General features: G+C 46.1%; 13 protein-coding genes. 4 read left to right on the top strand and 9 right to left on the bottom strand.

Going from position 1 to position 14189, the window contains the following annotated elements; translation table 11 throughout:
• Positions 1–3: 3 nt before the first annotated feature.
• Complete coding sequence (ppc, locus tag OMP94_RS00225) at positions 4–2838, top strand: phosphoenolpyruvate carboxylase (RefSeq protein ID WP_266274741.1); 2835 nt, start codon at positions 4–6, stop codon at positions 2836–2838.
• On the opposite strand, the gene OMP94_RS00230 is transcribed toward ppc, so the two are convergent.
• From OMP94_RS00230 to trxA, 7 genes are all read right to left on the bottom strand, one after another.
• Positions 2835–4040: a DEAD/DEAH box helicase gene (locus OMP94_RS00230; protein ID WP_266274743.1), complete on the bottom strand. Its 1206-nt coding sequence runs from the start codon at positions 4038–4040 to the stop codon at positions 2835–2837. The two genes, ppc and OMP94_RS00230, sit on opposite strands and share 4 nt — an antisense overlap.
• A 73-nt stretch (positions 4041–4113) precedes the next feature.
• Positions 4114–4983 carry an EamA family transporter gene (locus OMP94_RS00235; protein WP_266274745.1) on the bottom strand — a complete coding sequence of 290 codons (870 nt, stop codon included), beginning with the start codon at positions 4981–4983 and terminating at the stop codon, positions 4114–4116.
• Positions 4983–5498 (bottom strand): DUF411 domain-containing protein, encoded by a 516-nt coding sequence (locus OMP94_RS00240; RefSeq protein ID WP_266274747.1) that lies wholly within the window; start codon positions 5496–5498, stop codon positions 4983–4985. Before OMP94_RS00240 ends, OMP94_RS00235 begins: the two co-directional genes overlap by 1 nt.
• A gap of 1 nt (position 5499) precedes the next feature.
• Positions 5500–5709, bottom strand: coding sequence for a hypothetical protein (locus OMP94_RS00245; protein ID WP_266274749.1), 210 nt, complete (start codon positions 5707–5709; stop codon positions 5500–5502).
• Between the two features lie 39 nt (positions 5710–5748).
• The gene (locus tag OMP94_RS00250) at positions 5749–6840 is read right to left on the bottom strand and encodes a TRAP transporter substrate-binding protein (RefSeq protein ID WP_266274751.1); all 1092 of its coding nucleotides are present in this window, start codon (positions 6838–6840) and stop codon (positions 5749–5751) included.
• 16 nt (positions 6841–6856) lie between these two features.
• Positions 6857–9019 carry a DNA helicase II gene (gene uvrD, locus OMP94_RS00255; RefSeq protein ID WP_266274753.1) on the bottom strand — a complete coding sequence of 721 codons (2163 nt, stop codon included), beginning with the start codon at positions 9017–9019 and terminating at the stop codon, positions 6857–6859.
• 92 nt (positions 9020–9111) lie between these two features.
• Positions 9112–9438: a thioredoxin TrxA gene (trxA, locus tag OMP94_RS00260; RefSeq protein ID WP_266274755.1), complete on the bottom strand. Its 327-nt coding sequence runs from the start codon at positions 9436–9438 to the stop codon at positions 9112–9114.
• A 100-nt stretch (positions 9439–9538) separates the two neighbouring features.
• Here trxA and rhlB point away from each other — a divergent pair, with 100 nt between their 5' ends.
• The 3 genes from rhlB to OMP94_RS00275 are packed head-to-tail and all read left to right on the top strand — an operon-like array spanning position 9539 to position 11811.
• Complete coding sequence (rhlB, locus tag OMP94_RS00265; protein ID WP_266274757.1) at positions 9539–10834, top strand: ATP-dependent RNA helicase RhlB; 1296 nt, start codon at positions 9539–9541, stop codon at positions 10832–10834.
• Positions 10821–11150 (top strand): hypothetical protein, encoded by a 330-nt coding sequence (locus OMP94_RS00270; RefSeq protein ID WP_266274759.1) that lies wholly within the window; start codon positions 10821–10823, stop codon positions 11148–11150. The genes rhlB and OMP94_RS00270 overlap by 14 nt, the downstream gene beginning before the upstream one ends.
• Positions 11137–11811 carry a hypothetical protein gene (locus OMP94_RS00275; RefSeq protein ID WP_266274761.1) on the top strand — a complete coding sequence of 225 codons (675 nt, stop codon included), beginning with the start codon at positions 11137–11139 and terminating at the stop codon, positions 11809–11811. Before OMP94_RS00270 ends, OMP94_RS00275 begins: the two co-directional genes overlap by 14 nt.
• On the opposite strand, the gene OMP94_RS00280 is transcribed toward OMP94_RS00275, so the two are convergent.
• Both OMP94_RS00280 and ubiH read right to left on the bottom strand, forming a co-directional pair.
• Positions 11808–12974 carry a UbiH/UbiF/VisC/COQ6 family ubiquinone biosynthesis hydroxylase gene (locus tag OMP94_RS00280; RefSeq protein ID WP_266274763.1) on the bottom strand — a complete coding sequence of 389 codons (1167 nt, stop codon included), beginning with the start codon at positions 12972–12974 and terminating at the stop codon, positions 11808–11810. The genes OMP94_RS00275 and OMP94_RS00280 overlap by 4 nt on opposite strands.
• Positions 12971–14182 (bottom strand): 2-octaprenyl-6-methoxyphenyl hydroxylase, encoded by a 1212-nt coding sequence (gene ubiH / locus OMP94_RS00285; RefSeq protein ID WP_266274765.1) that lies wholly within the window; start codon positions 14180–14182, stop codon positions 12971–12973. The genes OMP94_RS00280 and ubiH overlap by 4 nt, the downstream gene beginning before the upstream one ends.
• Positions 14183–14189: the final 7 nt, after the last annotated feature.

Consider the following 14189-nt stretch of genomic DNA (forward strand, 5'->3'; position numbering starts at 1 on the left):
AGTATGGAAACGCAATTTTCTCAATTGGAAGCGTTACCCCTTTTAGATGACAAAGACCTGCGCCGGCATGTCCGCTTTTTGGTGGACTTACTCGGCGAGGTGATTGCCGAACGTTCAGGCGACACGGTTTATCAGGCGGTAGAACAACTACGTAAAGGTTTTATCCGACTACGTAAAAATGATGATCCGCTGTTGCGTAATCAGCTGATGGCGCAAATCGGTGATTTAGATGCACACACACTAGGTGAAGTGGTTCGCGCTTTTAATCTCTACTTTAGCTTGGTGAATACCGCTGAAGAGGCATACCACTATCATAATCGACAGTTACAACTGCGTAATGGTGGCAATCTCTGGCACGGTTCTTACCTCGATACGCTAACGCAGCTGAAACAAGAAGGTGTGACCTTGGCGCAGCTTAAGGGTTTATTGGGAAAACTGGTCTATATGCCCGTTTTCACAGCGCATCCCACCGAGTCTAAACGTCGTACCGTCATGGAAGTTTTACGACGGGTGTTCTTGTTTGATGAGCAGCTCAATCACAAGCCACTGACAGGATTTGATGAACAGCGAATCCGCCGTGAGTTAAAACAACAAATCCAACTGTTGTGGGCGACAGACGAAGTCCGTGCAGTGAAGCCAACAGTTCGTGATGAAGTCAAAAATGGCCTTTATTACTTCAATGTCAGTTTGTTTAATGCGGTGCCACGCAGCTATCGAAATCTTGAAAATGCCATCCGCCGAGTTTATGCCGATGAGTTAACTGATTCGGAGCCGGTGCGAATTCCACATTATTTACAATTCGGTTCATGGATTGGTGGTGATCGTGATGGCAATCCTTATGTCACTGCACAAACCACCGAAATGGCCGTCATGCTGCAAAAGCGTGTGGTGATTCGTCGTTATCATCAAGACGTCACCGATTTGATGTTTACGCTGACGCAGTCGCAGCCGTTATGTCAGGTTAATACTGCACTAGCCGAGGATTTGGCCGAGACGGAAGCGCGTTTTAGTAAAGCGTTTGCAACCAATCCAAGTCGTTTTATCAACGAGCCATATCGTCGTAAGTTGTACATGATGCGCTATCGCCTCGAAGACAATTTACGCCTGCTTCAACAGTATTTTCATCCTGAGCAACGAGTTGATGCCTTAGGCGCAGCGTATGCCGATGAGCGTGAACTGCTGGCAGATTTATACTGCATTCAAAAATCACTTATTGATAACGGTGATAAAGCCGTTGCCAATGCACAAGTTAGTGATTTGATTCGATTGGTAGAAACCTTTGGTTTTTACTTATTGCATCTGGATGTCCGTCAGGAATCTTCACGTCATACTGATGCGGTCGCTGAAGTGTTAGCGCAAACCGGTTTAAACCGTGATTATGCAGATAAGACCGAAACAGAGCGTCAGCAAATCATTAGTGAATTACTGCGTCGCCCACATTTACCAGATATCTATGGTGATTTGCAGCCACAAACCGAAGAAGTCTTAGACTTGATGCGTTTAATGGCGCGCCTTAGAACAGAAGTTAGTGAGCAGGCATTTGGCCACTATGTGATTTCAATGACACATGAAGCCAGTCATATTCTTGAAGTCATGTTGTTGGCACGATTTGCGGGGCTAGTAGGGCAGGATGAAGAAGGCTGGTTCTGCCATATTCATATCGCTCCTTTATTTGAAACCATTGAAGATTTGGCGCACATTGAACCGGTCATGTCTGCGCTATTTGATAACCCCGCTTATCGGAGTTTGCTCAAAGCATCGGGTAATCGACAGGAGGTTATGCTCGGCTACTCCGATTCTTGTAAAGATGGCGGTATTTTGGCCTCGGCTTGGCATTTGTACCAAGCGCAGCAAAAAGTCAGTGAGTTATCAGAAAGATTTGGTATTGCTTGTCGGATGTTTCATGGTCGAGGTGGTACTGTTGGCCGTGGCGGCGGTCCTACCCATGATGCGATTTTGGCCCAACCGCCAGGTACGGTGCAGGGTCAAATCAAGTTCACGGAGCAGGGCGAAGTGTTGTCGTTTAAATACGGTAATACTGAAACCGCAGCTTATGAGCTTGGTATGGGGGTATCAGCGTTAATTAAAGCGAGCCGCAGTCTCGTCACTGATGCGCGTCGAGAACCTGCTGAATATCACCAGATCATGTCGCAGTTGGCGGCCTACGGTGAACAGCATTACCGACGTCTGACAGAGCAAACGCCTTACTTCTTGGATTATTTTTACGAAGCTTGCCCAATTACCGAAATTGGTTTGATGAACATTGGTTCAAGACCGTCACATCGTAAAGCCGGTGATCGTTCTAAATCTTCTGTTAGGGCGATAGGCTGGGTATTTGCTTGGGCGCAATCTCGACATACTTTGCCTGGTTGGTATGGCATTGGTTACGCGCTCAATACTTGGCTGGCACAAAACCCAGAAGGACTGCCCTTACTAAAACAAATGGTTCAGGATTGGCCATTTTTCAGAGCTTTATTAAGTAATACGCAAATGTCAGTCGCTAAAGCAGATATGGATATTGCCAAGCAATATGCAACGCTTTGTGGTGATACCGAAAAGTCGCTGGGTGTTTTATCGATTATTCGTGAGGAACATCAACAAACGACCGATGAAGTGTTGATGGTGGTTGATGCCGAAAAATTATTATCAGAAAACCCGGCATTGGCTTTATCACTGCGTCGCCGAAATCCGTATCTTGACCCGCTGAATCATATTCAAATCATGCTACTACGTCGTTATCGACAGGCTGAAGCAGATGGTGAAGATACCCAGCAGTGGCGTGATCCACTGCTGAGAACAATCAGTGCGATTTCACAAGGAATGCGAAATACGGGTTAACGGTCCGTCTTAGAAACGTAACGGGCTTTGTCTTTCGGTTTAGACAATGCCTTGTTGCTTTTAGATTTGGGTGCTAAGCCTTTACGTTTACAGACTTTGAGCTTTTTACCAATGTGATGTTCAATACGCTGCAAGTTTTTCTGGTCGTTAGGTTCAACCAAGTTAACGGCATAACCCGTTTTTTCAGCACGGCCAGTACGACCGATACGGTGAATATATAAATCACCACGAAATGGCACATCAAAGTTAATGACGTGACTGATATCGGCAACGTCTAAACCACGGGCAGCAACATCAGTTGCCACCGTCACTTTAATTTGGCCGCTACGGAATTTGCGAATGCGTTCACGACGCACTGACTGGTCAAAATCACCATGTAGCAATTGTGAAGACACATTGCGAGATTGCAGCCAATCGTTCACACGCTCAGCACGTTCTTTTTTGTTGCAGAAAATCAGTGCACGGGTGCAGTCTTCGGACTCAATAAATGACATCAAAAGCGCTTGTTTATGTTCAAGGTTGTCACACAGGTAAACTTCTTGAGTGATGTTTTGTGCTTGCTGATTGGCCGCTTGTAGCAGGATTTCTTGTGGATCTTTCAGCAGTTCTTCCGCAAAAACTCTGACGCCACTACCCGCTAATGTCGCTGAAAACAGGCCAGCCTGAAAACGTTGACCAATCTGGGCCAAAATATTCAATACATCAGGGCCTTGCCCCATATCGAGCATACGGTCTGCTTCATCAATGATGACAAGCTCGATACCAGTTAAATCAACAGAATCATCCGTGGTTAAACCCAACAGTCGGCCAGGGGTGGCGATAATAATGTCGCAATCTTTATCTTGTGCGTGTTGCACCTGCGCCCAAGGTGATGCACCACCAGTCAACATCGCAATAGTTGGCTTGAATGATTGCCCCAATTGATGAAAAACATGCTGAATTTGAAAGGCGAGTTCACGCGTTGGTGCCAAAACAAGAAATTGCGCTTTGCCTGAGCGGTTAGGTTCATCCATCAATTTTTGCAAAATCGGTAGGACAAATGAGGCTGTTTTACCCGTACCGGTTGCGGCACAGGCAAGGACATCTTGCCCAGACAACAGGGCTGGTATAGCTAATTGTTGCACCTCGGTCGCTTTGGTAAAACCGACGCGTGCAGCGCTAGCTAAAAGGGCATCATCTAAAAATAAATCTTCAAATTGCATGGGAATATCTTAATCAGAAATAACCGGTCTACGGTTTAAGGCTTGCATATTATCAGCCCCGCTTGGAAAAATCTCAGGCGTTCAACACCAACAGGCAACCCACAATCATGACAGCACAGGCTGCAAGTCTGCGCCACAAGTGTCCTTCATGAAAAATGCGATAACCCAAAAATACCTGTAGCACCATGCTCAACTGAAAAAGGGCGAGGGCATATGCGATGAGTAATCCTTCAAAAAGCATCATCGTGCAATATTGCATAGCGAATATCAGCACGCCGAGCAGGATAAAGTCTTTTAAGTTTTTTTGACTTTGCTGCCAATCGGCTTTGAGAGATTGTTGACTAAAAACACTGTAAATCAAAGCAGCTAAAGGCAGGCCAATCAAACACCAAAATACCGTTGTGGCTAGAGGGCCGCTGGTCATGACTGCATTTTTGAGTGGTAGTGTACCCACGGAAAATAACAAGATAGACAAAAATCGTAGTTGCACACCGCGTTGACTGAGCAAACTTAACAAACGGTTATTGCCCGCTGATTTCGGAGGGAATAGCAGCACACTGCCTGCGACGATAATGGTGATACCGGTAAAGCCTATAACGCTTGGCACTTCGCCTAAAAATAACAATGCTAATAGGGCTGAGAAGACGACCTTATACGCGTTGAGTGGACCAAAAACAGACAAATCTGTTTTCGATAATGACATCACCAATAACAATGTGCCGGCCATATCCAGTAATGCGGCTAAGGTAATATTGAGCCAAAAGTCAGGCTGGATTTCGGCAAAAGTAATGAGGCTTATCAGAGGCAGGCTGATCGCAGCCAAAATCAAGTAACCACCAAGCGTGATGTAGAGTGGCGATAAGCCACGATGGCTCATTTTCTTTTGAAAAATATTTCCCGTAACGGACGCAAGCATCCGGCCAATAAGCCAGAAAAACTCCATTACTCGGCTTGGTCTACAACGACTTGATATTGGTTGTTAGCGTCAGTTTGATAGCGCTGATAGATTGAAAAATTGTCGGCTTTATCAAAAGCAAAAACCGCAAAGCGGTCTTTACGAGCACCCATTTCCATACCAGGCGTACCAACAGGCATCTGTGGTACCGATAAGCCAGCAATATCTGTTGGTTTATCAATCAGTAATTGTTTGATGTCATCAGCTGGGACATGGCCTTCGATAACATAACCATCAATGACTGCGGTATGACAAGAGGCCATACGAACAGGCAGACCAAGTTGTTGTTTAACGGTCGTCATATCACTACGAATTTGATCGTCAACGGCAAAGTTGTGTGCTTGAAGATGTTCTATCCACTTATGACAGCACTGACAGTTGGCATCACGATAAACCGTGATTTCTTTAGCGGCAGAAAGTGATAAACGTGCTTCATCCCACTCACTACTGAACGCGGTTAATGGCAGTAGCAGTAATGCGGATAAAATTAACCGTGCAAACATATTATGGATACTCAATGAAAATGTCGGGGTCTTTACTTTGTTTTTCCACAAAGTCGAGTGCGGCAACCACAGCTCTTTCCTTATTGGCATCGAACTCTTGTGGCAACACATTTACATGCAGTGATTTTGCCTGCCAGTTTGGCTGTTCAGCTTGAGCTGTAAGTGATGGATTAAGCCAGACTTGAGCACCCGGCTCAATGTTATCTAACATCTCGGTTAACCCTTGGGCTGTAAGAATAATAACGACCATTTATTTTACGTCGAGATAGGCTTCTTCAGAAATTTCGGTCCAGGTTGCATCCTGTTCACGAAATGCCTGATAGGCGTCATACACTTCTTTAAACTTGGGATTATTTGCCGCTTCTTCGACCAAGGTTTCTTCGGTCAAAGACTTTAAGCGCTGCATCACATCATCTGGAAATGGACGAATATCAACACCGCGGTCACGTAATTCACCTAATGCGACCGCATTGAGATATTCCATCTCAGAGGCCATTCGTAGGTTTTCAGCCATAGCAGCATTTTCAATCATGGCTTGTAAGTCAGGTGGCAACAATGCCCAAGCGCGACTATTAATACTTAACTCAAGAACGGCTCCAGGTTCATGCCAACCAGGGTAGTAGTAGTGATCGGCGGCACGATATAAACCTAAACGCTGATCATGATAGGGGCTTATCCATTCGGTCGCATCAATGGTTTTGCGTTCAAGTGCCGTATACACCTCGCTCCCGGCAAGTAGCACAGGGTTACCACCGGCTTTGGCAAAAACTTTACTGCCAAGACCTGGGATACGCATTTTCAAACCATCGAGATCGGCAACAGAGTTAATTTCCTTGTTAAACCAACCCCCCATTTGGATGCCAGTATTTCCGAGTGGAAATGCCTTAACATTGTATGGCGCATAGACTTTGTCCCATAACGCCTGACCGCCACCAAAATAAATCCAAGCGTTCATGCCGCGAGGGTTCATACCAAAAGGTACTGTTGAAAAGAATTGCGCTTCAGGGACTTTGCCTGCCCAATAATAAGCGCTGCCATGGCCCATTTCGACGGTGCCTTGAGATACTGCATCAAACGTTTGCAGCGCTGGGATAAGTTCACCACCGGCGTAAACATTGATTTGTAAACGGCCATTGGACATTTCTTCCAATTTCTCGGCAAAACGCTCAGCACCTTCCTGAAGCACAGGAAAGCCCGGCGGCCAAGTCGTGACCATTTTCCAGCGATAAACTTTGCTGGTATCTATGGTGCCATCTTCGTTGGTGGCATCAGGTGGACTACAAGCTGTAATACTGAGTCCTGCGATGAAAAGACAAAACAGTTTCAGACGTTTGCTGAGCATACTGATTTCCCCGAGTTTAGAGCGTTTCCAGTTTGGCATAAGCCAGAACAAGCCACTTACTGCCGGCCTGCTTGAAGTTTACTTGGACTCTGGCATGGCTGCCCGAGCCTTCGGTATCGACAATGACACCGGGACCAAACTTCTGGTGGTGTACCTGTTGTCCAGGATGAAAGCCGCTATCATCAGCTGATTTAGTGTGGCTGGCAAGTCTACCACCTGATAATGCACCGACTTGTTGACGTTTTCGAACCTCATGAACGCGATCAGCTGGTATTTCTGCTAAGAAACGTGATGGACGAGGATGCATTTCCTGACCATATAAATAACGCGACTCGGTGTGCAGTAAATACAGCGTTTTACGGGCACGAGTCATGCCGACATAACAAAGACGACGTTCTTCAGCGAGGCGAAGTGGATCTTCTGCCGATTTTTGGCCGGGGAATAAACCTTCTTCCATACCGACCATAAAGACCAGTGGAAACTCCAGACCTTTGGCTGAGTGTAATGTCATTAACTGCACGCAGTCTTGCCATTGGTCAGCTTGATTGTCACCCGCTTCTAATGCAGCGTGCGCTAAAAAAGCATCCAGCAAAGGCATCTCTTCTTCAGCATCGGCGCGCATAAACTCACGGGTAGCGTTTATCAGCTCGTCCATGTTTTCAATGCGACCTTGGCCTTTTTCGGTTTTATCTTTACCAAAAAATGCCCGTAATCCACTTTCATCAATCACCAGTTGCGTAAGTTCATGCAACGGCATGTCACTATCAATAGGTGTTAATGAGTCAATTAATGTCAGGAAACCGCCCAGCGCATTCGCTGCTCGTGCCGGCAGTAATTTTTGTTCGAGCACGGAGATCGCGGTATGCCAAAGTGGTTGATCAGTTTCTCGGGCAATTTGTCTTAATTGCGTTAAGGTGGCAGCACCGATGCCGCGAGTTGGCGTATTTACAACGCGTTCAAAAGCGGCATCATCACGACGATTAGCAACCAGTCGTAAATACGACAGTACATCTTTAATTTCAGCACGCTCGAAGAAGCGCAGACCACCATATACGCGATAGGGGACAGCAGATTGCATCAAGGCTTCTTCAATTACCCGTGACTGGGCATTGGAACGATATAGCACCGCACAATCTTGACGCTGACCACCCTGTGCCCCCCAGTTTCTGACTTCCTGAACGAGATATTGCGCTTCATCACGTTCGTTATAGGCTTGAAACAGCTGTACCGGCTCACCGTCACTGTCCTCTGTCCAAAGTTGTTTTCCTAGGCGTTCGCTATTATTGGCAATGACCGCATTGGCAGCCGCCAGAATATTGCCTGTCGATCGATAATTTTGTTCTAAACGAACGGTATTAGCATCAGGATAATCTTGGTGAAATTTCTGGATATTTTCGATTTTGGCACCACGCCAGCCATAGATAGACTGATCATCATCACCGACGATAAATAGATGACCACGCTCACCAGCTAATAATCTTAACCAAGCATATTGAATGGTGTTGGTGTCTTGAAACTCATCCACCAGAATCTGCGAAAAGCGCTGCTGGTAATGACTCAGAATATCTGGTCGTTTAAGCCAAAGTTCATGACATCGCAGTAGCAATTCACCAAAATCAACAACACCGGCTCGTTCACAAGCTTGTTCATAGGCTTGATAGATGCTGTGCATGGTTTTGCTATAAGGATCGTCACCAACATGAATATTGGCGGCTCTTAGGCCTTCATCTTTTTGCGCATTGATGAACCATTGCGCTTGTTTAGGCGGCCACTGGGCTTCATCAAGTTCTAATGTGCGGACGATTCGCTTCAGCATTCGCAACTGATCATCGCTGTCTAGAATTTGGAAACCTTGCGGTAAATTGGCGTCTTGCCAATGTGATCTGAGTAAACGGTGGGCGAGGCCATGAAAGGTACCAACCCACATGCCACCAGTTGGATAGCCCAACATTTCTTCAATTCGGCCACGCATTTCGGCAGCAGCTTTATTAGTAAAAGTAACGGCTAAGATATTGGCTGGCGACAAACCCTCAGCCTGAATCAACCAAGCAATTCGGTGAACCAGGACGCGGGTTTTGCCACTACCAGCACCAGCAAGAATTCTGGCGTGACTTAAGGGCGCGGCGACAGCTTCACGCTGTGGCTTATTCAGATCGTTTAAGAGTTCGGATACATCCATCAGAATACGTATAACGCTAACGTGAGGACGCCAGCTTTAGATGTGATAGACACATTTATCCCCGCGGTGAGCGGGGATAAGTGCGTAAAGAATTAAATGTTGCTGTCGAGGAAAGCAGCCAGCTGCGACTTTGTCAGTGCGCCGACTTTAGTGGCTTCGACTTCACCATCTTTGAACAACATCAAAGTTGGGATACCACGGATACCGTAACGAGGTGGGGTATCTGGATTTTCATCGATATTCAGTTTGCAGACACGGAGTTTGCCAGCGTATTCGTCGCTGATTTCTTCCAGTACAGGTGCAATCATTTTGCATGGACCACACCATTCAGCCCAGTAATCAACAAGTACCGGTAAATCTGACTGCAACACTTGGCTGTCAAAATCGCTATCGGTCACATTCGTGACGTTTTTGCTCATGTTTTATCTCCAGTGGTAACTAAAGTATCGGACCGCTATACTCGCAGACCAACAGTAAGCAACATTTTTTCTTATCAGTACAGGTATTGCAAGTATTTATATGACCGCTCATCTCAGCGACACACGATTTTCATCACTGCCATTGCACACGCATCTGCAACAGGGACTGAGTGACGCCGGCTTTGAATTTTGCACACCTATTCAAGCCCAATCCCTACCTTTATTACTGGCAGGTAAAGATGTCGCGGGTCAGGCCCAGACCGGTACCGGTAAAACCATTGCTTTTTTATTGGCCACTTTACAGCGGCTTTTAGAAGATGGGGATAACGAAAATCAAAAACAACCCCGTGCATTAATTTTGGCACCAACACGCGAATTAGCGATTCAAATTGCCAAAGATGCGACTTTACTGAGCAAATATGCAGGTTTGCGGATCGCACTGGCTCATGGTGGTAAGGATTATCAAAAGCAACGTGACGCTATTAGTGATGGTTGTGATGTGTTGATCGGCACGCCGGGCCGGTTGTTGGATTATCATAAACAACGTGTATTTGGTTTGAAGCAAATCCGTGCCATGGTATTGGATGAAGCGGATCGTATGTTTGATCTGGGCTTTATTAAAGATGTGCGTTATTTCTTAAGACGCATTCCCGCACCAGGGCAACGACTCGGTATGTTGTTCTCGGCAACACTCAGCTACAAAGTACTTGAGCTTGCTTACGAGCATATGAATAACCCAGAAAAGGTGCAGGTTGCCCCTGAAAAAGTGATGGGTGACCGAATTGAAGAATCGGTTTTCTATCCCGCGAATGATGAAAAAATTCCGTTGTTGTTGGCATTAATTAAACGCATTGAGCCAGCCCGCGCCATCGTGTTTGTGAATACCAAACATACTGCAGATTCCGTTTGGGGATACCTTGAGGGAAATGGCTATAAAGCAGCGTTATTGTCAGGGGATGTACCGCAGAAAAAACGTGAGCGGCTGTTAACCCATTTCCAAGATGGCGAGTTTCCATTTTTGGTGGCAACTGATGTAGCGGCACGTGGCTTACATATTCCAGAAGTGAGTCATGTTTTTAACTTCGATTTGCCTCAAGATAGTGAAGACTATGTCCATCGTATAGGCCGAACTGCCCGAGCAGGCGCGAGTGGTACGGCGATAAGCTTTGCTTGTGAGGAGTATGTGTTTTCCTTACCTGATATCGAGGAATACATTAAACACAAGCTTCCTGTCGCCTCGACAGCGGATGAAACGCTAACAACACCGCAACCTGCGATTAAACCTGAGCGAAATCCATCAAGACATCACCATGCTGGTAAAAATCAATCAGGCGATGGCAAAAAACGTCCACGTCGTCGGCCTAAAAAGACAGTAAATTCGGATGCAAATCAGTAATCAGCCGTTAGGGATTTTTAGCCCCAAACCGGTTGATAACAACAACCGTCTACCCGTTGTTGTAACCCCAGAAAATCGCTTTACGCCAACGACGGCTAATGAAGCGCCAAACCCTCGTCAACAGGTGATACCTGTTAACACGACACAGGATAGTCAACAAGCACGGTTCATCCGCACTTTAGCTCAGTTAGATAATGCTGAGTTTTTACCGACGTCAACACCCCGAGCTTTACCTGCGCCGGTATTAAGTTATCTACAAATTGCCAATTTGCCTGACCGTGATTCATACAGTGGATTGATCGATGAAATGGTTTAGCTTGCTGCTGGTTAGTTTGTCATTAATGGCTTGTACACAGGTCCCCGTTAACCCGGTAAAACAATTTGGTAAAAGCACGGTTGATGAAATTATTGAGCAACATCAGCAGCGGGTTATGCAGGATTTGAAAACGTTAACTCTAAAACTGTATCGTCGTAACCCAAGTGAACGTCATGATCGTGGTAAACGTACTCTCGAAGATAGTGTGGCGAGATTGTTTAACTACCCAGCCGATGTCGGTTTTGCTAAATGGAAAGACACCAAACCGACAGATATTTTGCGAGATGCATTAAGCCCTGATTACCAAGGTGATAGGGTGCTGGCATTTACCGTAGGGATGCGTCGAATGTTAATGGCCTCATATAACAATCAAACTGAGTTTTATTACCTCACTGAGATCGATGCTCAAAAGCTGTACAACAGTGCCCGTAATATTGAAATTGCGGCATGGTTGTTAGCAACGAAACGCAAAGAAAATGGCGATAGAGTATTACTGAGTGACAGTGTACAAAGCCTTGAGCGGAACCTTAGCTTTCAGCGTTTAATTGGCGGAATGATTGCCACGCAAGAAAATCTCGCTGAAATCATTGCCAAGAAAGAAGGCCGCGTGGTGAAAAGTATTGTGGTGCAGGCAGCCTCAATGGCGTTTTTGCCGATTTAGTTGCCCGTCGCGTGCTTGGCCAGCCGGTTTTTCAAGAAATCAAACTGATTTACTTGGTTGAGACCAAATTGTCGAAGCGAAGCAATGCCTGGCAACTGACTGGTAAAAAGACGATTAAAACCATCTAAGCCTAATTGCATCAGCGTGTTTTCCGCCAATCTCGCCCGTTGGTATTTTTTTAAGGTATGCAAGCTATCAATAGCGCGATGATGTTTTCTGGCCTCAGAAATGACTTCGGCTAGTTTTACCGCATCTTGAAAGCCTAAATTCACCCCTTGACCGGCGAGTGGATGGACACTATGCGCCGCATCCCCAACGAGTGCGAGACCTTGCTGCACGTAAGTCTCAGCATGTTGCAGTATTAATGGAAAAGCAGTACGTTTAGATATCAGTTTTACTGCACCTAGTTTGAAGTCAAAAGCTTCTGCTAATTGCTTACAAAACGCTGCTTCATCAAGCTCAAGCATCGCGTCAGCTTCTTGATCAGGCAGACTCCAGACAATCGATGATTGATGAGCTTGGGATAGCGGAAGAAAAGCGAGTGGTCCACCAGATAAAAAGCGTTGTCGGGCACATTGTTGGTGTGGATATTCCGTTTCAACAACGGCAACCAAGCCTTGTTGGTGATATTTCCAGCCTCGGGTATTGATGCCTGCCCAGCTGCGGATTTGTGATTGGCTGCCATCTGCCGCAATGACTAATGGCGCAGTGACGGAATCACCATTTTCCAATGTAACAGTTTGCTCCGAGAAGCCTACTGCGCTAACCGGTGCAATTAATGTTATCGATTTTTCAGCTTGTAATTGACGGTAAATGGCTTGTTCGAGATGACCATTTTCAATGATATGACCAAGCCAAGGCTCACCTATTTCCGCTGCAGAAAAATCTAATTTGCTCGTTTTTTCCCATACCTGCATGGTTTCAAAAGGGCCTAAACGCTCAGGTATGAGCTGCTCCCAAACACCGATTTCAGTCAAAAATGCCTGACTTGCAGCATTGATTGCGCTGACACGTAGCTGCCATGGATCGTTAGCTTGTAACAATGCAGGAGGTCTGCTTTCTAACAAGCTAATGTGGAAATCGGTTTGTTGGGCCAGTGCTAAAGCGAGCGAACCACCCACCATACCACCACCAACAATGACGATATCGGATTGGGTTTTCATAACGATAACCCTCTCGATAAACGACTTTGTTTTTCACTAAGCCCCATACTGCTGTGGCTTAACGTTTGTTTGATGGGCGGCAAAATATCTAATAATGCTAAGGCAGCAGAGCGACCATGGCCGAGTAGGGGATTGGCATTACTAAAGAGCTTGACCAGTCTATCTGTGGCTTTGACGACTTTGTCTTGTGTCGGTAATTGCCATTGTTGGTAATCCAATAGGCATTTGGGATGACCACAGTCATGAGCATGATTTTTAATAGCTTCTGCTAACACTGCGGCATCTCTGAGACCGAGGTTAAAACCTTGGCCTGCAATCGGGTGCAAACTATGCGCGGCGTTACCTATCAGCAATACTCTCGGTTGAATAGTATTGTCAGTTTGCATCAAACCTAATGGATAACTGCTGCGTTTACCTACTTTAGTGAAATGGCCTAAACGAAAGCCAAAGCGCTGTTGCAGTGCTTGCATGAAGTTTTTTTCAGTGAGATTAAGAAGCTCTTCTTCCTGGCCACGTGTCACCGTCCACACTAAACTGCAGCGATTGTCTGACATCGGCAATAACGCTAGCGGACCGGTATCAGTAAACCGCTCAAAAGCGCGATTTTGATGAGGCCGCTCGGTGCTGACATTTGCTGTTATTGCGGTTTGCTGATAATCACGTTGCCAAGTGCCCAAGCTAAGTAGATTTCGAATAGTGGAGTGTTGGCCATCCGCCGCTACTAGCAAACGACTACGAAGTTTTTGTTGGTTCGACAGTGTTACCGTCACATAATCTGTTTCGGTCTCGACTTGGGTTACCGAGACAGGCGACATTAAGGTGATTTTGTCGTTTTGCTGCAAAGCGACATTTAATTGTTGACCAAGTTGTTTGGCGGTAAGCACTTGCCCTAATGCCGGTACTTTTGAGGTTTGTGCTGACAAACGTGTCACACCAAAATGGCCTCGGTCAGAAATATGAATATCCAAAATTGGTGTGGCGTGGGATTTCAGATCTGCCCAAAGGCCAAGTGACTGAAATATTTGTTGGGAGCCATATGAGAGCGCGATACCCCGGTCGTCATAGCTTGGCTGCGAGGTCTCGGCAATGCTATGGGTTTCAATAATGCCGACTTTGAGTGAGGTGTTTTTTAACGCCAATGCCAAGCTGGTACCTACCATTCCGGCACCGACAATTACGACATCAAATTCAGCTTCAACACTACTCATGTCGGTT

Origin of the sequence: Methylophaga sp. OBS3, from assembly GCF_026319325.1 — a bacterium.
In the GTDB taxonomy this organism is placed as follows: domain Bacteria; phylum Pseudomonadota; class Gammaproteobacteria; order Nitrosococcales; family Methylophagaceae; genus Methylophaga.